This is a genomic window from Natronomonas sp. CBA1123 (assembly GCF_009741925.1).
Classification (GTDB): domain Archaea; phylum Halobacteriota; class Halobacteria; order Halobacteriales; family Haloarculaceae; genus Natronomonas.
Genome location: NZ_WPCC01000010.1, coordinates 23,990 through 45,787 on the forward strand (window position 1 = coordinate 23,990; position 21,798 = coordinate 45,787).

The 21,798-nt window shown below is 65.5% G+C and carries 21 protein-coding genes and 1 pseudogene; 7 read left to right on the top strand and 15 right to left on the bottom strand.

The window, feature by feature from the left end; translation table 11 throughout:
* Positions 1–146: 146 nt before the first annotated feature.
* From GJ631_RS06675 to GJ631_RS06685, 3 genes are all read left to right on the top strand, one after another.
* The gene (locus GJ631_RS06675) at positions 147–677 is read left to right on the top strand and encodes a hypothetical protein (RefSeq protein ID WP_156708410.1); all 531 of its coding nucleotides are present in this window, start codon (positions 147–149) and stop codon (positions 675–677) included.
* A 25-nt stretch (positions 678–702) separates the two neighbouring features.
* On the top strand, positions 703–981 hold the full coding sequence (locus GJ631_RS06680; RefSeq protein WP_156708411.1) for a helix-turn-helix transcriptional regulator: 279 nt from the start codon (positions 703–705) through the stop codon (positions 979–981).
* A gap of 535 nt (positions 982–1,516) precedes the next feature.
* Positions 1,517–2,449: a glycosyltransferase family 2 protein gene (locus tag GJ631_RS06685; protein ID WP_156708412.1), complete on the top strand. Its 933-nt coding sequence runs from the start codon at positions 1,517–1,519 to the stop codon at positions 2,447–2,449.
* Between the two features lie 14 nt (positions 2,450–2,463).
* On the opposite strand, the gene GJ631_RS06690 is transcribed toward GJ631_RS06685, so the two are convergent.
* From GJ631_RS06690 to GJ631_RS06735, 10 genes are all read right to left on the bottom strand, one after another.
* Positions 2,464–3,147 carry a hypothetical protein gene (locus GJ631_RS06690; RefSeq protein WP_156708413.1) on the bottom strand — a complete coding sequence of 228 codons (684 nt, stop codon included), beginning with the start codon at positions 3,145–3,147 and terminating at the stop codon, positions 2,464–2,466.
* Positions 3,140–4,141, bottom strand: coding sequence for a methionyl-tRNA formyltransferase (locus GJ631_RS06695; protein WP_156708414.1), 1,002 nt, complete (start codon positions 4,139–4,141; stop codon positions 3,140–3,142). The genes GJ631_RS06690 and GJ631_RS06695 overlap by 8 nt, the downstream gene beginning before the upstream one ends.
* A 32-nt stretch (positions 4,142–4,173) precedes the next feature.
* Positions 4,174–5,670: a flippase gene (locus GJ631_RS06700; protein WP_156708415.1), complete on the bottom strand. Its 1,497-nt coding sequence runs from the start codon at positions 5,668–5,670 to the stop codon at positions 4,174–4,176.
* Complete coding sequence (locus GJ631_RS06705) at positions 5,670–7,469, bottom strand: hypothetical protein (RefSeq protein ID WP_156708416.1); 1,800 nt, start codon at positions 7,467–7,469, stop codon at positions 5,670–5,672. The genes GJ631_RS06700 and GJ631_RS06705 overlap by 1 nt, the downstream gene beginning before the upstream one ends.
* Before the next feature lie 117 nt (positions 7,470–7,586).
* Positions 7,587–7,775: a hypothetical protein gene (locus GJ631_RS06710; protein WP_156708417.1), complete on the bottom strand. Its 189-nt coding sequence runs from the start codon at positions 7,773–7,775 to the stop codon at positions 7,587–7,589.
* Between the two features lie 2 nt (positions 7,776–7,777).
* Positions 7,778–9,625, bottom strand: a complete 1,848-nt coding sequence (locus GJ631_RS06715) for a right-handed parallel beta-helix repeat-containing protein (protein ID WP_156708418.1) — start codon at positions 9,623–9,625, stop codon at positions 7,778–7,780.
* Between the two features lie 245 nt (positions 9,626–9,870).
* On the bottom strand, positions 9,871–10,380 hold the full coding sequence (locus tag GJ631_RS06720; RefSeq protein ID WP_156708419.1) for a hypothetical protein: 510 nt from the start codon (positions 10,378–10,380) through the stop codon (positions 9,871–9,873).
* A gap of 25 nt (positions 10,381–10,405) precedes the next feature.
* Positions 10,406–11,194 carry a hypothetical protein gene (locus GJ631_RS06725; RefSeq protein WP_156708420.1) on the bottom strand — a complete coding sequence of 263 codons (789 nt, stop codon included), beginning with the start codon at positions 11,192–11,194 and terminating at the stop codon, positions 10,406–10,408.
* A 76-nt stretch (positions 11,195–11,270) separates the two neighbouring features.
* Positions 11,271–11,549 carry an ArsR family transcriptional regulator gene (locus GJ631_RS06730; protein WP_156708421.1) on the bottom strand — a complete coding sequence of 93 codons (279 nt, stop codon included), beginning with the start codon at positions 11,547–11,549 and terminating at the stop codon, positions 11,271–11,273.
* A gap of 178 nt (positions 11,550–11,727) precedes the next feature.
* Positions 11,728–12,570 (bottom strand): HAMP domain-containing sensor histidine kinase, encoded by an 843-nt coding sequence (locus GJ631_RS06735; protein WP_231753911.1) that lies wholly within the window; start codon positions 12,568–12,570, stop codon positions 11,728–11,730.
* 305 nt (positions 12,571–12,875) lie between these two features.
* Between GJ631_RS06735 and GJ631_RS06740 the strand changes: the two genes are divergently transcribed.
* On the top strand, positions 12,876–13,175 hold the full coding sequence (locus GJ631_RS06740) for a HalOD1 output domain-containing protein (protein WP_197424877.1): 300 nt from the start codon (positions 12,876–12,878) through the stop codon (positions 13,173–13,175).
* Between the two features lie 263 nt (positions 13,176–13,438).
* Positions 13,439–13,864, top strand: coding sequence for a hypothetical protein (locus GJ631_RS06745; protein WP_156708423.1), 426 nt, complete (start codon positions 13,439–13,441; stop codon positions 13,862–13,864).
* A gap of 477 nt (positions 13,865–14,341) precedes the next feature.
* Here GJ631_RS06745 and glmS read toward each other — a convergent pair whose 3' ends face one another.
* Entirely contained in the window at positions 14,342–16,156 is a 1,815-nt protein-coding gene (glmS, locus tag GJ631_RS06750) for a glutamine--fructose-6-phosphate transaminase (isomerizing) (protein ID WP_156708424.1), read from the bottom strand.
* A gap of 257 nt (positions 16,157–16,413) precedes the next feature.
* The gene (locus tag GJ631_RS06755) at positions 16,414–16,974 is read right to left on the bottom strand and encodes a hypothetical protein (protein ID WP_156708425.1); all 561 of its coding nucleotides are present in this window, start codon (positions 16,972–16,974) and stop codon (positions 16,414–16,416) included.
* Between the two features lie 459 nt (positions 16,975–17,433).
* On the opposite strand from GJ631_RS06755, the gene GJ631_RS06760 reads away from it, so the two are divergent.
* Positions 17,434–18,270 (top strand): hypothetical protein, encoded by an 837-nt coding sequence (locus GJ631_RS06760; protein WP_156708426.1) that lies wholly within the window; start codon positions 17,434–17,436, stop codon positions 18,268–18,270.
* Between the two features lie 11 nt (positions 18,271–18,281).
* Here GJ631_RS06760 and GJ631_RS06765 read toward each other — a convergent pair whose 3' ends face one another.
* The 3 genes and pseudogenes from GJ631_RS06765 to GJ631_RS06775 form a co-directional block, all read right to left on the bottom strand.
* On the bottom strand, positions 18,282–19,019 hold the full coding sequence (locus tag GJ631_RS06765; RefSeq protein WP_156708427.1) for a hypothetical protein: 738 nt from the start codon (positions 19,017–19,019) through the stop codon (positions 18,282–18,284).
* Positions 19,020–19,060: 41 nt separating this feature from the next.
* A pseudogene (locus tag GJ631_RS19450) lies at positions 19,061–20,006 on the bottom strand (glycosyltransferase).
* Between the two features lie 5 nt (positions 20,007–20,011).
* Complete coding sequence (locus tag GJ631_RS06775; RefSeq protein WP_156708428.1) at positions 20,012–21,022, bottom strand: GNAT family N-acetyltransferase; 1,011 nt, start codon at positions 21,020–21,022, stop codon at positions 20,012–20,014.
* 137 nt (positions 21,023–21,159) lie between these two features.
* On the opposite strand from GJ631_RS06775, the gene GJ631_RS06780 reads away from it, so the two are divergent.
* Positions 21,160–21,696: a hypothetical protein gene (locus tag GJ631_RS06780; protein WP_156708429.1), complete on the top strand. Its 537-nt coding sequence runs from the start codon at positions 21,160–21,162 to the stop codon at positions 21,694–21,696.
* The last annotated feature ends 102 nt before the right edge of the window (positions 21,697–21,798 follow it).

The following is a 21,798-nucleotide window of genomic DNA, read 5'->3' on the forward strand; positions in this document are numbered from 1 at the left end:
AACGGCCGTACCCGTCGAAAACGGGCTGTTAGGAGTCGGTCGCTCCACCGGGGCGAGCGATAACCGCTGTGTAACAAAGTGCCGTGGGGCGGTTGGTGGCGGTAGAGCCGATCACGGGATCCGAAACGAGACTACCGAGACTGGTAATGTCGAACGATTCAAGCACACTGTCACAAGACGCTGCATTCGATTTGCTGAGTAACGCCCGGCGACGACTCGCGCTGAAATACCTGCTCGAACAGGACACACCGGTCGGCATCGACGAGCTCGCGGCCCACGTCGCGGCCGTCGAAAACGACACCGAAATCGAACAGCTCGACGAGAAGCAACGCAAACGGACGTACGTCTCGCTGTATCAGACGCACATCCCGAAGCTCGCGAAGGCGGGCGTCGTCGAGTACGACCCCGACGAGCGGACCGTCGCACTGAACGGGAAACTGCCGACGATAACGTCGTATCTCTCCTCGGGGGACCCGAGCGACGAGTGGCCGCGGTACTTTCTGGGAGTGTCCATCGGTGGACTGGTCGTGCACGTTCTCTCGGTGCTTCTCGCTCCCCAGTTCAGTGCGGCGGTCGGAATGGTCATCATACTCCTGTTTACCGTGTTGAGCCTCGTCTACTACCGGTCGTCGAGACGACACATCCGGCCTGTGGTGTCGCGGGGGGCCGAACAATGAACACGAGCTCCCGGGGTGTGATTCGATGACCGACGACTGGGACGAAATCGGGTTCATCATCAGCTCGAAGTACCGGATTCGCGTCCTCAAGCGCCTCGTGGAGGGGCCGGCGACGCCGTCGAAGATCTCCGAGGACGAGGACATCTCCATCGCCTCGGTGTCGCACGCGCTCAAACAGCTCCGGGAGCGGGACCTCGTCGAGCTACTCGTCGACGAGGACCGACGGAAGGGCCGTGTCTACGGGATTACCGAACGGGGCGAGCGGCTCTGGACGGAGATTCAGAACCGAGAACTGGTGGATTGAGACGGCCCGCCGTGGCTGTGGGACAGCATCGTTCGAAATCCGGCCTGCCCGGCGCTCTCCGGGCGCAACTTCCGAAAGAATCGTCACGGAGCAGGCCGTAAGCGGCTACTCGTCGGCCTCGTCGGCGGGAACGAGCATCTCCGGCGACCGCATGTACGCCGGGAGATCGGCGAAATCCTTGATTCGTTTCCGGTCGTCATCTGTTAGCCACTTACTCATATTTGGTTGGTGGATGGGATACCTCAAATACGTATCGAGCGTTCACGAACGTTCGGAATTCCGGCGATGAGTTGGTCACCGACTACCGGTCTTTCGACGGTCGGTAGTCGGTGACAAACGCCCTCCAGCGACGGGACGGTTTTGCTCGACGACTTCGGGCGGTTGTCACGGCTTACCGAACATCGCCGTCGGTATCCACCGCCTAGCCACCATGGCTCCGAGCGAGATGTCGAGGTTAGCAGTCAGCCAGCCCATAACAATACGCTCGTCGTGGCTTTTCGGCACAACGAACCCACGAGTGGTTCGGCCGGAAATCATGTACGAAAACAGCTCCATCGGCGTCGTCGTTCCAGCGTACAACGAAGCGGGGTTCGTCGGGGAGGTCCTCGAGACGCTCCCGGCGTTCGTCGACCGCGCCTACGCCATCGACGACCGCTCGACGGACGAGACGTGGGCGGAGATACAGCGGGCGAAACGCCGAACCGAACATCGCCGTGAGGGTGAGGCGTCCTTCGTCGTCCCGATACGCCACGAGGAAAACCGGGGCGTCGGCGGCGCCATCAAGACGGGGTATCTCCGCGCCCTGGAGGACGACATCGACGTAATCGCGGTGATGGGTGGGGACGGCCAGATGGACCCCGAGGAGTTAGTGCGCATCGTCGAACCGGTCGTCGACGGCCGCGCCGACTACGCGAAGGGCAACCGGCTGATACGGGAGTCCGACCACGCCGAGATGCCACCCTTCCGCTACGTCGGCAACGTCGTGTTGACGTATCTGACGAAAGTCGCCACCGGCTACTGGCACGTCGGCGACCCGCAGATGGGATACACCGTCATCTCGCGGTCGGCACTCGAGGCCATCGACATCGAGGCGATGTACGAGTTCTACGGCTACTGCAACGACCTGTTGGTCAGACTCAGCGCCGCGGGACAGACCGTCGTAGACGTGCCCGCACCGCTGTCCTACGGCGACGAGACGAGCACCATCAGCTACGCCGAGTACATCCCGCGGGTGTCGCTGATGTTGCTCCGGATGTTCGTCTGGCGGCTGGCGACGAAACGCGATTCACCCAGCGAACAACTCCGGACGGGGCTGTTCGTCGGTGGCGCCGCCGGTGCGGTCGCCGGACTCGTCGGCGCCGTCCTCCGACGACGCTCCGGACTCACGCTCGTCGGGGTCGTCGCACTCCTCGGCGGAATGGTGCTGGATATGGTGCTCAACCGCCCCCTGAACGGGCGGTCGGACTGAGAAGGGTCGCCCCGTCAGTACGCCGCGGCGTATCGGTCGATTTCTTCGAGCCGCTCGGCGCGTATCTCCCGAACGATGGAATCCATATCGCGGTTCTCGGGCGTCCACAGCCCCGGATGGACGAGTATCTGCACCTGCTCGGGGATGGGACCGTCGAATGGGGACTGGTCGCGCCACTTCTGTCTGGAGTCGGAGATGTAGTCGATGTCGCCGAAGAACCGCGGCTGGTAGGTGTTCTCGAAGCCCCCGTATTGCCGCCCGAGGACCCACTCCGGCGGCATGTGGAAGGAGACCGTATCGACGGTCGCGTTCGTGAGGCGGCCGAGCGTCTCACACTCGATACGAACCGCGGACTCGACGACGCCGATTCCCGGGTCGTCGTCCCAGTAGTGGTGGGTGTCGAAGTGCACCGCGATGTCGTGGCCCAGCGCGAGAATCTCGTCGAGCAGGTCGACGTTGTTCCGGAGGGAGTACGCCGGCGTCGTCAGCATGAAACAGTACGTCGTCTCGATACCGAGGTCGGCTTCGATTTCGGCCATCGCGAGCGCGGCGGTCGGCGAGAGGTCGATGTCATGTCGGACGACGACGGCCCGCTCGGAAAGCGGTTCGAAGCCGTGGAACGTGTACCCCTCGTCCAGAAAGCCGTCCAGAAACGCCCGGTAGGCCTCGGGCGTCGACGGCATCGGCTCGTTACGCATCGCCACCACCCGACGAGAGGTTGTGTCGCTGGTCGTAGCCGTCGACGCGGTCGTGTTCGCCCGGCGAGTCGAGTTCGACGCCGGGTTCGGGCTCCCAGGACCCCTCGGTCTCCCAGTCGGTGACGAGGACGCTCCCGTCGGCGGTCGCGACGGCGAAGTCGCCGGTCCAGAACGCCTCGAGGATTCGCCCCGGCATCGCCTCCCAGCCGAGGTCCGTCGAGAACGGCACCACCTCCCAGACGTCGATGCGGGTGTCGCCGTCGAACGTGAACGCGCCGGGGTAGGGGTCGGTCACCGCACGCACGAGATTGTAGATGTCGCGGGTGCTGTCGCCCCAGTGAACCTCGCCGTCGTCGGGCGTCCGCTTCGGGTAGTACGTCGGCTCCCCGGGCTGTTCTTCGAGTTCCGTTCCGTTGACGACAGTCTCGATTGCCGTCGGCAGCATCTCCTTCAGCAGGACGCTCACCTTGTAGTACAGCGTCTCGATGGTGTCGTGGTCGGTGAGGTCGAACTTCCGGGTGGTGACGACGGCGCCGTCGTCGACGCCGGGTTCGAGTTGGATGACCGACAGCAGAAACCGGTCGTACCCCTGAATCAGCGACCAGTTCAGCGGCGAGCGCCCCCGGCCCTTCGGCAGTCCCATCGCGCTACCGTGGTTGCCGAGGGCGCCGTGGGTGAACGTCCGCAGGACGCCTTCCGGAACGAGCCGTTGCCAGCCGTTGACGACGAGCAGGTCACCGTCGAGTGCCGCGAAGTGCTCGCGGTCGGCGTCGGTCATCGAGTACGTCTCGGGGTGGTAGACGGGAATCCCGTAGTCGGCGGCGAGGGGGTCGAACTCGGCGTACTTGACGACGCCATGGCGGTCGGCCATCTCCGGGGTGAGGGTGACGACTTCGGTGACCGGGGCGTCGGCTTCGAGCAGCGATTCGAGGACGGCGTGACCCGGTTCGGTACAGCTCGCGTAGACGATGTCGGTGTCGGGGGGAACGTCCATCTCTGTCGGGCGTTCCGCGCCGACCCGTTTCGTTATGCTCGTCCTGACTGCCGTGCGGTCCCGTTCAGGTGAGATACGAGACGGCCCGCCGGACGTCGAGCAGTCCGCCGCCAGCGACGCCGGCGAGCCAGATGGCCGCGCCGACGGCCACGACCCCGAGAAGTGTCGGCAGGCCGGTGACGTGCGGCACCAGAAGCGCCACCGCCGCCCCCCATCACGAGCGAGACGGCGGTGACGCCGACGAGCGAGCGGGCGATGCCGGCGAACTCGATTGGGAGTTCGAGGCTGATGATGTAGACGTTCGCGAGCGTGTAGCCGCTGAAGGTGACGACCGTCGCCAGCGCCGCCCCGGCGACGCCGAAGACGGGTATCAGAAGCAGGTTCAACACGACGTTCGACAGCGCCATGATGACCTTGACGACCGCGCGGTCGCGGGCGCGCCCGAGGAAGTCGAGGCCGTCGCTCGTGATTTTCACGACGGCCATCGCCAACACGTAGACGCTCAGCAACTGGACGACGATGACGGCGCCGAGGTACTCCGACCCGAAAACGTAGCGGACCATCGGCTCGGCGACCAACACGAGACCGACGACGGCAGGGACGTACAGCAACAGCACGTACTCGAGGGCCTGCTCGTACAGCCGGGCGGCGCGGTCGGCGCGGTTGCCGGCCTTCTGTTCGCCGACGGCCGGCGAGATGGTGAACCCCAGCGAACTGGCGGGGGTGACACACACCTGCGCGATTTGTTTGGCGATGGTGTAGTAGCCGACGGCGGTCACGTTCAACAGCACGCCGACGAGGATGGTGTCGACTTTCCCGTCGATGACGCTCGCACTCCGGGTCGCAGTCAGCGGGATACTGTACTCCAGCAGGCGGCGGACGATGCCCTCCTCGCGGTCGACGGTCGGGAACGAGCGGTAGTACCGGACGAAGACGATGCCTCCGACGACGACCGACGCGAGGCTCGCGGCGACGAAGCCGGCGAGGGCGCCGACGACGCCGAACCCCAACAGGACGAACCCGACGGCGAAACCGACGCGGCCGACCGCCTGTACCGACCTGACGACCGCACTCCATGACACTCGATTGAGCCCCTGAAACATCGCCGTGAGGTACTGTCGGAGGGATTCACCGACGACGTACCCGACGCCGAGAAGCAACAGCGGCGCCAACGCGGCGTCGCCGAGAATCGTTGCCAGCCACGGTCCACCGAGGGTGACGGCCGTGCCGACGACCACCGAGAGTCCGAGCAGGACCCCGAACGTCACTCGCATGACGTGGGGGACCTGTCCGGGCGCGGATTCGGCGAACTCGGTCACGTAGCGGGCCGCCGAGGAAGGAAGCCCGAGCGTGCCGAGGATACCGACGGTGCCGAACACCGACAGCGCGAAGTACAGCAGTCCGTACTCTTCGGGCGTCAGCAGGTATCGCGCGAGGATGACGATGAGGGCAGCGTTGGCGACGACGTCGAGGACGTTGGCCCCGAACGTCGCCTTCACGCCGCGGGAGATGCGTTCGGCGAGCTCCATCAGTCGGCCGGGTCCAGCCGATAGAGCTGGTACTCGCCGTTGTCCTGGAGTCGATGGATGCGACTGGAGCGGTCGAGCCGTTCGAAGCCGGTTTCGCTGTAGCGGAATCCGTCGTACAACTCGACCTCGGCGACGCGGTCGCTCTCCGTGACGGCGATGTACCTATCCGTCTCGTAGAACGTCGTCAGGTTGTCGTTGAACACTGGCCCGGGGATGCCGGTCCGAAAGCCCGGGAAATCGAGGTCGCCGCGGGCAGCGGTGAAGCCGTAGTGTGCCTCTATGTAGCGCCAGGAGCCAAGCCGGGTTCCGAGTAGCGGGGTCTCGCCGTCGTGGTACTCGAAGGTCACGTCGTGGCCCTCCAGGGACTGGTCGGTCACCTGTTGGTTGGCCTTGAACACGTACGGGCTGGCGTGTACGGTGACGAGTTGTACGAGGAGTACGGCGACGAAGAACGCCCCGAGGGCGGCCGAGAGATGCTGTCGAGTGAGCCGTTTTTCGGCGTTGGAGACGATTCGGGTCAGGCCGAGGCCACCGACGAGCGCCACCGGCACCGTGATGAACCCGAGTATCCGGAAGTAGTGGTCGCCCTGTGCAGCGAAGAAAATGACGAGGAAGCCGACACCGAGCGGGACGAGCGCGGCGGTGAGGTAGCCGACGACGGGGTCGGTCGGCGTCAGTTCACGGAACCGCCGCCGGAATGCGCCGTAGGTGGCGACCAACGCGAGCAGCCCGACCACGATAGTTCCGGCGAACAGTTTGAGGAACAGTAGTTCGAAACTGCCGCCCAGGGCGGCGACCGAGGTGCCCGCACTGGTCGTCTCGGTGAGCGTCTCACCGCCGGCCAGGAGGCTCTCGACGATGAACACGGCCCGACTGGACGCCCGCTCGTGGACGGCAATCCAGGCGACCAACACCACCGACAACAGCGCGGCGTGGACGCCGACGCCGCTGTAGACGGCGAGTGGGTTGGTCGGCGCGTACCGGCGGGCGAGCGCCTGCGTGATGACGATTGCGAACAACAACAGAAGGACGCCCAGTGTCTCCTGTGGGTGGACGAGCACCATCCCGACGGTCGCGATGCCCAGAAGCGCCCCGAAGGGCGTCAGAAGGACGAACCGCTTCGACACCGACGTGAGGTGTCGAAACAGCAGGAACAACACCACGGGCGCAAAGAGGATGGCCTGACTCGAGGGGTGGGCCAACACGTGGACGCTCACGAGGTTGATGGGGATGAACAGCAAACCGACGAGGACGCCGACCGGGAACGCCCAGCGGCTGTCGGAGATGGCGCGCAGACAGAGGCCGAAGAAGACGACCGAAACCGCCGGGAAGACGACCGCAGGGAGGACGACGAGTCCCCGCGTCAGTTCGACGCCGCCTAGCTCGAAGAGGAAGTTCCCGATGATGTGAATCGCCGGATACAGCAGCTCGTCGGGGCGCAATACGCCGCTGTGTATCTCTCTGGCCCAGCCGAGATGCGTCAGCGAGTCGCCGCCGCCGTGGAAGGCGTACCCCCGAAGGACGGGCAGTCCGACGACGGCGAGGACGGCCGTCGCCGCGAGAGCGAGACCGGCGTTGGACAGCACGTCGTCGTCGGGAATCGACACCACGACGGCGACGGCCAAGAGAAGTGCTGCTCCGACACCGACCCAGAAGGTCGTCGGCGCCGCGGCGTACACGGATAGTTCGTACCCGGTCGCCGGGTTCCGGTAGCCGGCGACGAGGGCGGCCGTGACACACAGAAAGCCGAGTGTAAGTGCGGCTCTGTACCGAACTGTTGGGGAAGTAGTCGTGTTCATCCGTTTAACGTCCCGGCCGAATCGGTCGGCCGAACTGCCGGAACGTCGGCCCGTTTTGCCCTTTGTTATGAACGGATTTCGCCGCCGTCGCCCGGGTAGGGCGAGGCTAGCCGACCGTCACCGGTGTTCGAGGAGGTCGGAGACGGCGCTGCTCTCTGCGACGATGAACGTCTCGCGGTCCCGGTCGGCCTCTCGTGGCGAGAGGAATACGACGTGGCTCGCACCGCAGCGGTCGGTCGTGACGACCTCCCACTCTTCGATGTCGTCGTTCGGTTCGTCGAGCCACGGTGGCAGTTCGTGGTCCATCGTTACAGGTCGCTGCTCTCGACGGTGATGGCGACCGCGCCCTCGACGGTCACGGAGGTGAGTTCCCCTGAGTAGCGGAAGCCGTCCATGCCCTTCCCGACGACGCCGGTGACGGTTCCGTCGCCGACCTCGTCTTCGAGGTCGTCCCATTTGGTACCGCCGTCCAGCGTCGAGCTGAGCGAGGCGTCGGCCTCGATGTCGCCGGATACCGACAGCTCGTAACTCGCGACGGTGTCGGTGTTCGTCCCGTCGACGATGACGCGGTTCGGCAGGGTCTCGGTCGTGCTGGAATCTTCGGTCGTGTCGTCGGTGGAGTCCGTGGTGTCGGTGGAGCCGTCGGTCGACCCGTCGGTGGAGTCCGTGGTGTCGGTGGAGCCGTCGGTACTGCTGTCTTCCTCGACGACGAGGCTCTCGAAGTCGACGGCCTCGCCGTCGGCGTAGAGGGTCAGCGAATCGACGTCGCCGCTGACGGAGTAATCCAGCAGGTCACCCTCGAAGCGGAAGGAGTCGCCGCTCTCGGAGATGCCGCCGGAGGTAGCGCCGAAGCCGGTCCACGTCCCGTCGTCGTTCTGTTCGGCGCCGTCGGTGTCGCTGTTCGCGGGGAAACTGTCCCGGTTGTACAGCGGTGTGACTTCGCCCGTCGTCGTGAACTCGTACTCGATGCCGCCGGAGTCCGTGGTGCGAAGCGCTATTTCCGTTCTCGTCGTCGTACTCGTGTCCTCGGTAGTGTCCGAGGTCGTCGTCTCGGTGGTCGTGTCCGAGGTGTCGGTGCTCGTGTCGGTGGAGGCGGAGACACAGTCGGAGCCCTGACACACGTCGGTGAACCAGCCGGGCACCGTGAGGTTGCCGTCGCCGGTCACGTCGATGTTGTTGCCCGACCAGGAGTCGGGGACGTTCCGGATGGCGTCGTGGCTGGCGTTGTTGTAGACGCGGACGTTCTCGATGTGGCCGCTGCTTTCGGTGCCCTCCATAGCGAAGTTGATTGGGGCCGTCGCGCCGTCCCAAGAGTGGACCACGTCGCAGTTCTCGATGACGATGTCGTCGCCGGAGCCGCGAACCCAGATACCGCGCTGGTTGTGTGCAAAGCCGGTGTCCGGCGACTTCGCGTCGTTGATGACGACACAGTCGCGGACGATGGAGTTCGTCGACCCGACGCGGATGCCCGCGATGTTGACGTTGTGCGTGACACAGCCGTCGATGATTATCTGGCCGTCTTCGCCGCCTTCTTCGTACCCCGGTGAACTCGCGTAGATGCCGTTGTCGGAGAACTCGCTGATGTAGCAGTTGTGAATCTCGACGACGCCGGCGTGCTCCCGCGGGGAGTAGAACGCACGCGAGCGGTCGTCGGTCTCGGAGCCGTCCGGGAAGTTCCAGTTGTCGACGACGATGTGGCCGTCCGACTCGCACTCGAGGCGAATCCGGGATTCGGTGACTTTCCCGCGGACGGTGAGGTTCTTGACGACGACGGTACCGCCGGAAGCGAGGATGTTGTTGTTGAACTCGCCGGCGGTCGCGTTGAGGATGACCTCGCCCTCGCCGATGACGCCCGCGTTGTACTCGGCGTTGCGGTGGAAGCCGTCCCCCTCCCAGTCGTACTCGCCTTCGGGGATGCGGACTTCGACGTTGTTGTCGAAGAACTCCTCGAGGTAGGGGTCGATTACGTCACCGTTAGTAAGCCCCTCTTCGCCCAAATCGACGACGGTATCCGGGTCGTACTCGCTGGGGAGTGCGACAGCCGAGCCCGCAAAGCCGGTCGCTGCGACCGCTGCCGCGGAGCTGGCCAGTTTGAGATACGTTCGTCGGTCGAATCCATCACCGCTTCCGTCACCGCTCTGCTGGCGTTCTGCCATATCCGAGTAGGCAGGTATTATCTACAAGAGTGTAATGCCCGGATAGAAGCGCTTAGCTAGCTGTTTGTTGTGGATTACTAGTGATTCCTCGTCGATGGATGTAATTTTGCTATGGTTACGTATAGAACAACTGCTCGCGACGTTAACTCAGGGTAAACGGCTACTAACGGTGGTATGCGCGGACTACCGAGACGGATGCTGTGATAGACAATGTCATGCTCTGTATAACGCTCAGTAGGTGGTCCTTACCACCGTTGGAGGCCGTCTCTGCGGTTCGTCGAGACGGAGGCGTCCACGTTGGCGGTCGAGTTGACGAGCCGCACGGCCTGCCCCGTGACGTCGAGAACGCTGTTCGTGACGACGTTGTCGGTCGACCGGCGGAATTCGATGCCGTCGCGGTCCTCTCCGGGCTGGTGGACGTACAGCCCATCGAGGACACAGCCGTGACGTTCGTCGATTCGGATGGCCGAGTCGTTCGCCGCGCTGCCGGTCACGGTGACGTTGTCACAGTCGAGCCGAGGTGGCGTCGACCCCTCGGCGACCGTCGGGTCGGGCACCTTCGCCCGAATGGCGTTGATGCCGTCGGCGTTGACGCGAATCCGGGAGTTCCGGACGGTCAACCGTGCGAGCTTCGAGGAGAGGACGATTGCGCCGTCGCTGTGTGTAACGTCTAACAACTCGACGCGGCAATCCTCGACGAGCGAGGGTTCTGCGTCGGGACGCGGTTCGTAGTCGGTGACCCGGATGCCGCGCATGTTCTCGAACTCCGGGTGCGGTTCGTCACACCGGATGTGGGCGCCGCGGACGACCGACCCGCTCTTGATTCGGACGTTCGAGATGCCGCAGTTCGCGTAGTAGCCTCCCTCGACGACGATTCGCCCGGCAGGGGGGGTCGGCGTACAGGCCGTTGTCGGAGAACCCCTCGACGTGGCAGTCCCGAAAGACGATTTCGCCGTGGTTGTCGTCGCCCACGTACATGCCCGTCACGCGCGACTCGCCGGAGCCGTCCGGGATGCTGACGCGCTCGACGACCCCTTTCCCGTCGGGGTCGGTCACGTCGACGCGGACGGGGCCGCCTCCGCGGTCGATTTGTCCGGCCACCGAGATGTTCGACACGAGGAGCCCGTCGGACACTTTCAACTGGAGCGCCCGGCCGTCGACCTCGGGATTCGTGTAGTCGAAGTGAAGCCCCTCGACGGCGATATCACGGCTGTCGATGGCGTTTATCTGTACCGTATCGTCGCCCTCCGCGGGAACGAGCGTCGCGTGGTCGCCGACGAGTGCGAGATTCGAGATTCCTTCGATGTTCCAGATGCCGCTGAGCAGGAAGCGACCCTCTCTGAGATACAACAGCGTGTCGTCGTCGGTGTACTCCTCCAGGAGCGGCCGTATCGACCGCTCGCCGTTCGGGTCGGCACCCTCCTCGACGAGGTCGACGACGGTTTCGTACTCCGAGGGGGTGGTCGTCGGTGGTGACGGTCCGCCCTCGGGGGTCGCGGTTGGCGTTTCGGTTCGCTCCCCGCAGCCGGCGAGTCCCGCGAGGAGACCCGCGGCTGCGGTTCGGAGCATCGTTCGACGGTGCATCTACCGGGCGAAGGCCCTGCGGCGGCATTGTAATAGGAACCGTACCCCGATTAGGAACCCACTACGGCAGTAAATCGGCCGTGACGATGCGCTTCCACACCGCTTCGCCGAGTTCGGTCAGCGCGTACAGGCGGCCCTTCTGTCGGGCCTCTGGCACGAGCAATTCGACCATCTCCCGCTCCCGGAGCCGCCGCAGGGCACGCGAGATGTGTGTGATGCCGAGTCCGGACTCCTCGGCGATGGTCGTCGGCGTCGATGGCTCGGACGCCAACTGTCGGAGCACCGCGACGCGGTACTTCGAGCTGATGACGTAGCCGATTTCGTCCCACTCTGATGACATTGTTGGATAGCGTGCGTCCGGCGACAACCGCCGCTCCACTGGGATTCGGTTCTCGGTGGCCCGCTCGCATCAGTAATTTCCGTTGGAAGTGGGGTGAGTGTTCTGTCGGGATGGCTACGGTTGGCTGTGATTGCTCCGGAACGATTGTCGGTTACGTGTACACGTCGGCGGGAACGGCTCAGGCGTCCGGCGGCCGGAGTTCGACGCCCGTGATTTCGAATCGGGCGCCGCCGTCGCTTCCTTCGGTCACCTCGATGTCCCACCCGTGGGCGCCGACGACGTCTCGAACGATGGCAAGGCCGAGTCCGGTGCCGCCCTCGTCCGTCGAAACCCCCGCCTCGAACACGTCCTCGCGTCGTTCCGCGGGGATTCCCGGGCCGTCGTCTTCGACGAAGACTCCCGTCTCGTTCGGGAGGAGTCCGACGGTGACCGTCAGCGCCGTCGTTTCGGCGTCGTCGGTCAGGGTCCGACTGCTCGGTGCGCCGTGCTCGACGGCATTTCGAAACAGGTTCTCGAACACCTGCGACAGCCGGGAGGCGTCGGCTCGAACCGCCCTGTCGGCGTCGACGACCACCGTCGCTCCGGTCGTCTCGACGGCCGCCCAGCAGTCCTCGACGAGCCGCTCCAAGACGAGGGGTTCGCGCTCGCCGACGACGCCCCCGTCGTCAACGAGAGCCGATACGTCCTCTACGAGCGCCTCGATGCGGTCGTGGGCGCGGTCGATGGCGTCGAGGTGGTCGGTGGCATCCGTCTCTTCTCTGGCCAACTCGAGGTGGCCGCTCGCGACCATCAACTGCCCCCGGAGGTCGTGGCCGAACGTGCGAACGAGCCGTTCGAGCCGCCGGTTTTCCGCTCGGAGGTCACACGCGCTGTCCTCGAACGTCGGGGCGTCGTGGTCGTCGTCGCTCGTCGGACCCGCTGGCCGGGTCACCGGCCCCTCCGCGCGTGCGCTCTCGTCGTCGCCGGACTCCTCGGCTCCGGTCCGACGTGGGCGGTGGTCGGGCTGTTCGTGATGAGGCATCGGTCCTACCGCCCCCTCCGGATGTCGGGGTGCACTCGGCCCGCAGTCCCCCCCTCGCCGTAACTCGGTCGCTCGGCGTTCCCCCACGCGTCGTTCCTTCGACAACCGGAATGACATCGTCTCCAGTACCCGTCCATCGAGTATTGTTAACCGGCAACTACTGGCTCGTTATAACGAGTGGTTATCTCCGACACGGCGAGTTGATTCCGTCCGGTTCGCTCATGTCGCAACCGCGAGCGAGGGGATTGTGTCGAACGGAAAATACTCTCCAAACGTTAATATGGGGTGGTGTCGATTTAGCGGATATGTCTGGTCCCCTCGGGGACGAACCCGGCCACGTCGTCGATTCCGAAGGTGTTCGTATGTTCCGGACCGAATGGTCCTCAGAGCGCCCCCCGAGTCTCGCGGTCGTCGAGGCCGTCGCGACCGTCACCGATAGCGAACCGACGAAGCTCCCGCTTTTGAACGACGCAATCAACACCGACGCTCTCGATACGCTGTTCGTCCCGGAGGCCGACGACCAACTCCGGGTCTCGTTCGTTTACGACGGCCTGGATATCACCGTCGATGGCGAGGGCTCGGTCACGGTCTCGCCGGTCGAGTAAACGTCGCTCCGGGCCGAGTAGGGGGGGGGGGGACCTTCCCCCTTCGACATCGAAGGTGGAGATTATTGCTTGTTCGTGGCGACGGTGACGTAGGGTGGATGGATATGGACATCACACGGTTGGTCGTGACCTATAGCGCGAAATCGAACACTCGGGGGAATAGCGGGGGTGGAGAAAGCGGCACGACCGGGAGTGAAACGTCGAACGAAGGGAACTCACTCGACGTCGTCTTCGACGTTCTCAGCTCCTCACGGCGTCGACACGTGCTGCGGCAACTCGAGGCCTCCGGCGGGGAGTCGAATATCAACGACCTCGCCGAACACATCGCGGCGGTGGAGAACGACAAGGCGGTGTCGGCGCTGAGTTCCCAGGAGCGAAAGCGCGTCTACGTCAGCCTCTATCAGGCACACCTCCCGCGGATGGAAGAGGTCGGTGTGGTCTCTCTCGACGACGGGACGGTCTCGGTCGGCCCGAACGCCGACCGCGTCTACGCCCATCTCTCACAGCCATCGGAGCCCGAATCGGCGAGGCTGCCCGTCGCGTACGTGATTCACACGGCGCTCAGCATCGTCGCGCTGTTGGTGGGGTTCGTGTGGTTCGAGTCGTTCTTGCCCGTCCTGTTTGCGCTGTCCCTTTCGGTGTACGCAGTGCTCGCGGGCTGGCAACTCCTGACTGCCGAGCGGCGATAACACCTCGAGCGCTCGCGGACGAAACGGTTGGGGTGGGTGGGACCGCCACGAACGTGGCGGTTCGGCGCGTCACGTCGGGTGGTCGAAACCACACTTCGACGCGCCATGCGTCGATTGTTTTCCTATGGTATAGTATTTTGTGACGATTCGAGTGACATACTCCGAGGCGTCACTCGCCGGAACGGGCGGCTGCCCCCGCATACAGCGCCTTCGAGGGGAGACACTGTGTACAGCCGTAGACGGAGCGCCCCCGTCCGAACACGCGAACGAACCGTGCCGACACCGATGTTCCACACCGTTCACACGACCAGTTGGTTTGGTCCTCCTGTAGGGAGTCCATGCCAATTGCTACCTACACTACCACTTTGTAATGCCGAGCGGAACGGCCGGTTCGTCGCCGCTATCCGGAGGATACTCCGCGTTCGCCGCAGACGCAGGTGTCGCTAAAATCGCCGGAACACGTCGGTTCGGCACCGCTTACTCCACGGTGACGCTCTTCGCGAGGTTCCGGGGTTTGTCTATCGGGCGGCCTCGGAGCTCGGCGGCGTGATACGAAAACAGCTGTAACACCACGTTCGAGAGCAGCCCGGAGAGTTCGGGGTGTGCGTCGGGGATTTCGATGGTCTCGTCGGCAGCCCGTCTCACCTCCGTCGCCGACTCCGGGGCGATAGCGACGACGGGCGCCCCGCGGCTCTGGACCTCACGGACGTTGTGCAGCGTCTTCTCGTCGTTGTGGCCGGTGAACACCGCCGTCACGACCGAATCGTCGGTCACCAGCGCCAACGGCCCGTGTTTCAGTTCGCCGGCGGCGAACCCCTCGGCGTGTTCGTACGTTATCTCCTTGAACTTCAACGCGCCTTCGAGCGAGACGGGGAACCCCACGCCGCGACCGATGAAGAAGTACGACTCCTTGGCGCCGTAGGCGTTGGCGACTCGTTCGGCGTGGTGGTCGCCGAGTATCGATTCGAGAGCCTCCGGAATCGCTTGCAACCCGGTGAGGAACGCCTCGTCCGGCGTCGCGTCGGGGTCGTCGTCGAGTCGCAGTCGTTCGGCGAGCAACCCGAGGGTAGCGACCTGTGAGGAGAACGTCTTCGTCGCCGCGACGCCGATTTCGGGACCCGCCCGGATGAACAGCGCGTCGTCGGCCTCCCGGGCCGCCGTCGACCCGACGACGTTCGTGACCGCGAGCGTCCGTGCGGGCGTGTCGGCCACCGCTCGCATCGCCGCCAGTGTGTCGGCGGTTTCACCGCTTTGGGTGACCGCGACGACGAGCGTTCCCTCGTCGACGGGGTGTGGTTCGGTGGCGAACTCGCTCGCCAGCGCCGCCGTCGCCGGAACCCCTCGACTTCGGAGCATCGCCTGTCCGTACAGGGCGGCGTGATACGACGTGCCGCAGGCGACGAACACGACCTCGCGAACGTCCTCGAAGGAGCCGGGTGGGAACTCCTCGAAGACGACGCCGTCGCCCGTCGGGTCGGTCCGCCCTCGGACGGTCTGTCTGAGCGCGACCGGCTGTTCGTGTATCTCCTTGTGCATGTAGTGGTTGTAGCCGCTCTTGTCGGCGTCACCGTCGGTCCACTCGACGGTGTCCGGCGCCCGGTGGACGGCGTGTCCGTCGACGTCCGTCAGGCGGACGTCGTCGGGCCGAACGACGGCGAAATCGCCGTCATCGAGGTGGACGACGCGGTCGGTGAACTCGAGGAACGCGGGCACGTCGCTGGCGAGGTAGTTGGTCGTCTCGCCCAGTCCGACGACGAGCGGCGAACCGCTCCGGGTCGCGAAGACGGCGTCTTCACCGCGGACGAGTGCGGCGATGGCGTAACTCCCCTCCAGCTGTGCGATGCTCTCCCGAAACGCGGTCTCGGGGTCGCTTCCGGCAGCCAGTCGCTCCGAGATGAGGTGCGGGACGACTTCGCTGTCGGTGTCGCTGGTGAACTCGTGGCCGCGTGTGCGGAGGTCGTCCCGTAGCGTCTCGTAGTTCTCGATGATGCCGTTGTGGACGACGGCGACGCGCCCGCGGCAGTCGGTGTGGGGGTGTGCGTTGGCGTCCGAGGGCGGGCCGTGAGTGCTCCAGCGGGTGTGTCCGATGCCGATGGGGCCACTCGGTGGGTGCTCGGAGACGGCCTCTTTCAGTCGGTCGGTCTCCCCCTCTCGTTTCCGAACGTCGAGGTTGTTCCCGTCGAGTAGCGCGACGCCAGCGGAGTCGTACCCCCGGTATTCGAGGTTCGTGAGCGTCGTCAGCAGGTCGTCGACGGCGTCGTCGGACCCGACGTATGCAGTGATGCCGCACATCGTCAGCACTCCCCCCGAATCGCGGCGGTAGTTGTCGGACGGTCGCCTGTCGAATCTGTCGTGTAGCGTCGGTACATATCTGGGTCCCGGGTTGCCGAACTGCCGGCGCCGGTTACCCACTCTGGGTGGAGCCAATCGCTTTGTTATGCCCCGGAGAGTCGGCGGCGAATACAAGTAAGCGGTAACTATCCACACAGAGAAAACCGCCCCACAGCGTGAGGACGATACGACCGAACGTGCTGACGATTCGTCGGAGTTCAGTCCCGCGCGTGGGAGGTGTGCAGAACCGCCAGCGCCGCAAAGCCGAGCATCGAGAGGGCGAAAAACGCCGTCGCGAGAGCCTCGTACACCACCAGCGCACCGACGACGAGCGTGAGGCTGACGACGGTGTGGCCGAGGTAGTAGCGACTCCACCGCGAGCGGGTCGGTTCGGGCTGCTCGAGGTACTCGAGGAACTGGTCGATGTTGGGTCCGTCCCCGACGGTTCCCCGATTCTTGTCGAACTCGATGGCGCCGCTGTCGGCCATCTGCGGGAGGTGACACTGATAGAGCCCGATGTAGACGCGCTTTCGCTCCTGGGAACTCAGCGCCGACACTGCCTTATCGTTCTCCACCGCCGCGATGTGTTCGGCGAGGTCGCTGAGTGACGTCCCACCGTCCGATTCATCCAGGAACTTCAAGACGAGCCGGCGCCGCTCGTTTTTCAACAGCCCGAAGACGACGTCGAGCGGAACGGACGAGACGGCCTCGTTGTCGTCGTCCGCTGTCTCGGGTGCCGGTTCGACCTGCGTTTGTGGTGTGGTTTGAGCTTGTGACATGGTTCTCCCCTTTCGGTCGCCGTAAGTGGCACGTCGAGGACGCTCGCTCACCGCCTGCAGTCGCTATCGCGGCCGTCCACCACGGCGGTGACACGACCATCTCGCGGTTAGTGGCACCGAACCACATCCCCTATCCCGTTCCCCGCGTCGTCCACCCGTTGGCTCGATTGGAACACTTACCGGCGACCAATATAAACACAGGTAACCGTCCACACCAGCGTTCAGAGGTATGACCGCACTAATCGGAACGGGTCGCCGTCACGGCTGCTGCTGCGTTTCCACCAGGTGCCGCCCGATGTCCGTGGGTAAGATACGCTTTCCCATGGGTGTAGGGGTAAAATAACGAAACACACGGGTCGAGTCCGTACGGCAGAATGGTTCGCTCGGGTCCGAGTACCGGCAGTCGATACGGGACGACGGCGGCGAGCGACAGCGTTTCGCGACGGAATGAGGTGGCCGATGGCTGGTCGTGAGGCGCCCGCGGGCGCCCTCTCGATGCTCGATTCGGTCGTTCGGGGCACCGGTCGACGGCTCGCCGCAGCTATGCCGTGGCTCGATGGCCCGCTGGCGGAACTCCGCGGCCGCTATGCTCACCTGTGGCTCCGCTATGCGCAGTGGCGTCACGGCCGACGCCACACGGCGCCGATAGACCCCTACCGCATCGCCTGGGTCGACCCCGACCGAATCGAGTACGTCACCGAACCGCCCGACTTGCCGCGGTTCCGATGGGCCGGTTCGGTGATGGACGGCGACTGGGACCGAAGCGGACGCCGATTCGTCGACACCGACGTCTACCGAGCGTTCGAAGCGCACTTCCAGCGGGACCTCGAGTGGTCGGAGACGGCGTTTTTCGACCGCGTGCTCGGGGAGATACGCCGCGGCGAACAGCCGTGGGGGTGTGACTCGCGGGCGGCGCTGGAGCGCCGTCTCCGGAACCTCGACCGGCTGTACGAGCGTATCGCGGCCGATGGCTTTCGAACCCAGCGGGAGTTGGCGGCCGATAGCGCCTACGACGACCCGGTCGGCTCGCGACGGCGCTCCGTCTACGACCGCCTCATCAACGACGAGATGGCGATAGACATCGGCCGCGACGGCGAGTTGCTGTTCGCGGACGGCCGCAACCGGCTGTCGATAGCGAAGGTGCTGGGCGTCGATAGGGTTCCGGTGGTGATACTCCGCCGACACAAAGCGTGGGTTGCGTTCCGGGACCGGGTCGCCGACCACGTCGCCGAGACGGGCGTCCTCCCCTCGGCCGTCGCCGACCACCCGGACCTGAAACAGTTCGAGGAGTCCTGACGGAGTCGGCGTTATCGGCGCGGTGTCGGGATGTCGAAGGCGTCGAAGTAGGATTCGACGGCCGACGCCGCCTCCTGTCGGTACGTCTCGACGACGACCGACTCGGACTGTGCGACGGGCCGCCACAGACCGGGGTGGACGACCAGTCGGAACCGCTCGGGGACGCCGTCGGGAAACGGTTCGGTGTCTCGAAGCTCCCGGTCGGTCACGACCCGATACGACGGCTCCTCGGGGTCCCGACAGGCGTTGATGGCGTCGGGGAGTTCGAGCCGACTGAGCCGCTCCGTCGGCCGCCGAAACGAGACGACCTCGACGGGGTCCTTCGAGAGCCGACTCAGTGCTCTCCGCTCGCGGTCGATTTCCGACAGCAGCGCCGCCTCGCTCGGAGACGCCTCCCAGTGGGCCGCCGGGTCGAACTGCAGGCCGACCTCGTGGCCGAGCCGCGAAATCGACCGGACGGTGCGTGCGAACGCTACCGTCGAGGCGTCGTGAAGCGACGACCGAACCGGGATGCAGTACGTTCCGCGGATGCGGTGCGTCGCCTCCAGTCGCGCCATCGTGAGCGCACGAGACAGCGACAGCTCCACATCGTGGTGTAACACGACGCCGTCGGCACGCTGTCGGACGTCGACGAATCGGCGTCCCTCCTCGCGAAGACGATGAAGCAACTGCCCGTACGCCGACAGCTCCAGACGAAGGGGTCGCTCCGGTCGGCCGGTCGCTCTCCGCTCCGATACTGAATCCTCCATGCGCTCACGGGAAGGGGAGTATCGACTTCGTTATGGTCGGCTTAGCGGCGACCGGTCTCCGCAAGGGCGCGTTCGTACACGCCGTGGAGTTGCTCGACCTGGTTCTCCAGTCGGATGTGCTGGACCATCGTTCGGCCGTTCGAGCGGCCGCCGGTCGTCAGCACCTCGACCAGTCCGTCGACGAGTTCCGCGTCCGTCGACCCGACCGCGGAGGGTTCGACGTCCCGAAGCATCGTCGAGACGTCGCCCACGTCGGTCGAAACGACCGGCACGTTACACGCCAGTGCCTCCTTCACCGAGTTCGGCGACCCCTCTCGCTCCGAGGTCAAAAGCAGGGCGTCGGCGGCGTTGACGACCGTCGGCATCTCCTCGTGGGGGACGCCGGTGACGCTCCGGAGTTCGACGGGCGCTTCGAGTCTCCCCTCGGCGGCCGCGACGACACGCTCGGCGCGCGGGTAGTCCTTGATTGGTCGCTCCGGACCGTACGGGAACAGCACCTGGTAGCCGTCGGCGTCGTCCCAGCCCAGCGCGGCCCGACTCTCGGCTTTCGAAGCCGGCTGAAACCGCTCGACGTCGATGCCGTGGGGGGATGACGTGACACGGCTGGCCGAGGACTTCCGCCATCTCGGTCGACATGACGACGACTTCGTCGGCCGCTCTGGCACACAGTTTGCTGAGCGGGCCGTATCGGCCCATCAGGTCGCTCCCCCACAGCGTCATGACGACGGGTCGGTTCGGTTGCAACAGTGCCGCCGGCGCGGTGAGGCCGTAACTGGCGTGGACGAGGTCGTAGTCGGCGAGCGACGACCGCAGCACCAGTCCGTAGAAACGGAGGTACGTCGCCGGTGTTCGTCCCACGAGCCCGTCAGCCGACCGGCTCCCCGGGACGCTGACGGTGTCGACGACGACGCCGCGGTCGCGGAGCGCGGCGCGCTGTCCTCTGTAGAACGTCGCCCGCCTGTTGGTGACGAGGCTGAGCACGCGCATCGAGGTCACCGACCCACGAGCTGGTACGCCTTCTTCGCCGCGGTCATCCCCAATCCACCCGATTCGACGACGTAGTACGGCGTCAGCGTCGACCCGAATTTGCTCTTGTACCGACTGAGTCGTTCGGTGTTGGCGCCGAGAAGGTCGTACGTCGACACCGACGGCCGCGGTGGGTCCTCGGCGACGTCCTCGATGATGTTCCAGTGGAGCAGTCCGTTGACCGCGACGCCGTCGTGGACACACCGGGTGCCGCCCTGCCAGAAGTACGCCGCGTCGTTCGAGTAGAGGACGGTGATGCCCGTGAGGAATCGTCCCTCGGCGTCGCGGGCGACGTAGGTGCGCGCGCGGTCTGTCGCCCGCATCGCTCGGACGAGGTCGCGGACGTAGGGCCACGACACCGACAGCGCCTCCCCCTGCTCGGCGTACCGCTTTCGGGTCTCGTCGAACACCGCTCGCGTGCCGTCCAGCCCCTCTCGCTCGACGGTCACGTCCAGCGCCGCCGCGTCGTTGATTTCACGGCGAAGACTCTTGCTCGCCGCCGTGAGCAACTCGTCCGGCGTGCGGTCGTCGACGTCCAGCCGGTAGGTCCACAGTGGTTCGGCGTCGAGGCCGTCCCAGACGTAGGGCCGAGGGTCGCCGTACGCGGTGGGACACACCAGCCGAAGCAGCGTCGCCCTCGAGTCGGCGCGGGTCGCATCAACGACGAGGTCGGTGAATTCGCGGTTGAGCTTCTCCCGTTTGCTCCGTTTGGGGCTGGCCGGCATGAGCACGGGCCCGAGTCGTGAGACACCCATCCCGGGTGGCGGTGACGTGAGTACCCGCCCGAGTGGGGTCGACCGGCCGAACACCGGTAGCAGCGCCACCGGCCGGTCGCCGTTGAACCCCGCAAACAGCTGTAGGTCGCTGGCGGTGTGGTCGTCCAGCACTTCCAGCGCTTCGGGGGCATGGAACGGTTCGATTCCGTGGTCCGGAAGGGCGTCGTCCCACTCCGCAAGCGAGAGTCGTTCGAGTCGCATCTTCTGAGTGCTACGTTCCCGGCGCCTTCGTTACGGCTACCCTTCGGGCGCTTGCGGGGGAGTAGGCCGTTGCTACCGCGGGCTATCACCTGGGCGGTCGACGAAAGTAACGTTACCCTTCGGTGCGTCCTCGTGGTATGGACCTACTGGCCGCCCTCGGGAACCCCGCCGACAGCGACCAGGTGCGCGCCGTCGCGGCCGCCCTCGCCGGCATCGAGCGCGACCTCCACGACGCGATACAGGACCACTACGAGGCGTTGGGCGCCGAGCCGCCGTCGGACCGCGGCCCGCCGGAGGAGCGCGTCGAACAACTCCAGCGCCTCGTCGAACACCACGTCGAGGGCGACCTCTGGGGATACTTCGTGGCCGAACAGGCGCCGACGGGTCTCGAGAACGCCGAAGCTGCCCGCAACTACGCCGATATCGAGGCGTCGGCGTGGGAACGACGGCGGGCGGAACTGGCGGCGTCGGTCGACGACGAGGAGGCGAGCGAACGCGAGCGGGCCGACCGCGCGGTCAGGCGACGCTTCGGCGTCGACATCGAGACGTTCGAGGAACACGTCGTCGGGTACTCGCCCGAGCGGACGCTCCGGCGGGCGCTCCGAGGGCCCGTCGATACCGACATTGAGCGCCTCCGCGTCGCCACTCGCGCGTTGGAACGACGGGGCGAGTGACCGCCCGTAGAACCGGCCGATTCCGCGAGACGTGGACCACGGTTCGACGGTATGTCAGAGGCCGAACGGGCGTGCGGTCGCGGGGCGCGACCACGGCGTTCG

Coding starts and splice junctions, on each gene's coding strand:
- GJ631_RS06675 (WP_156708410.1), top strand. CDS start 147: ATGTCGAACGATTCAAGCACACTGTCACAAGACGCTGCATTCGATTTG.
- GJ631_RS06680 (WP_156708411.1), top strand. CDS start 703: ATGACCGACGACTGGGACGAAATCGGGTTCATCATCAGCTCGAAGTAC.
- GJ631_RS06685 (WP_156708412.1), top strand. CDS start 1,517: ATGTACGAAAACAGCTCCATCGGCGTCGTCGTTCCAGCGTACAACGAA.
- GJ631_RS06690 (WP_156708413.1), bottom strand. CDS start 3,147: ATGCGTAACGAGCCGATGCCGTCGACGCCCGAGGCCTACCGGGCGTTT.
- GJ631_RS06695 (WP_156708414.1), bottom strand. CDS start 4,141: ATGGACGTTCCCCCCGACACCGACATCGTCTACGCGAGCTGTACCGAA.
- GJ631_RS06700 (WP_156708415.1), bottom strand. CDS start 5,670: ATGGAGCTCGCCGAACGCATCTCCCGCGGCGTGAAGGCGACGTTCGGG.
- GJ631_RS06705 (WP_156708416.1), bottom strand. CDS start 7,469: ATGAACACGACTACTTCCCCAACAGTTCGGTACAGAGCCGCACTTACA.
- GJ631_RS06710 (WP_156708417.1), bottom strand. CDS start 7,775: ATGGACCACGAACTGCCACCGTGGCTCGACGAACCGAACGACGACATC.
- GJ631_RS06715 (WP_156708418.1), bottom strand. CDS start 9,625: ATGGCAGAACGCCAGCAGAGCGGTGACGGAAGCGGTGATGGATTCGAC.
- GJ631_RS06720 (WP_156708419.1), bottom strand. CDS start 10,380: ATGCGCGGCATCCGGGTCACCGACTACGAACCGCGTCCCGACGCAGAA.
- GJ631_RS06725 (WP_156708420.1), bottom strand. CDS start 11,194: ATGCTCCGAACCGCAGCCGCGGGTCTCCTCGCGGGACTCGCCGGCTGC.
- GJ631_RS06730 (WP_156708421.1), bottom strand. CDS start 11,549: ATGTCATCAGAGTGGGACGAAATCGGCTACGTCATCAGCTCGAAGTAC.
- GJ631_RS06735 (WP_231753911.1), bottom strand. CDS start 12,570: ATGCCTCATCACGAACAGCCCGACCACCGCCCACGTCGGACCGGAGCC.
- GJ631_RS06740 (WP_197424877.1), top strand. CDS start 12,876: ATGTCTGGTCCCCTCGGGGACGAACCCGGCCACGTCGTCGATTCCGAA.
- glmS (WP_156708424.1), bottom strand. CDS start 16,156: ATGTGCGGCATCACTGCATACGTCGGGTCCGACGACGCCGTCGACGAC.
- GJ631_RS06755 (WP_156708425.1), bottom strand. CDS start 16,974: ATGTCACAAGCTCAAACCACACCACAAACGCAGGTCGAACCGGCACCC.
- GJ631_RS06760 (WP_156708426.1), top strand. CDS start 17,434: ATGGCTGGTCGTGAGGCGCCCGCGGGCGCCCTCTCGATGCTCGATTCG.
- GJ631_RS06765 (WP_156708427.1), bottom strand. CDS start 19,019: ATGGAGGATTCAGTATCGGAGCGGAGAGCGACCGGCCGACCGGAGCGA.
- GJ631_RS06775 (WP_156708428.1), bottom strand. CDS start 21,022: ATGCGACTCGAACGACTCTCGCTTGCGGAGTGGGACGACGCCCTTCCG.
- GJ631_RS06780 (WP_156708429.1), top strand. CDS start 21,160: ATGGACCTACTGGCCGCCCTCGGGAACCCCGCCGACAGCGACCAGGTG.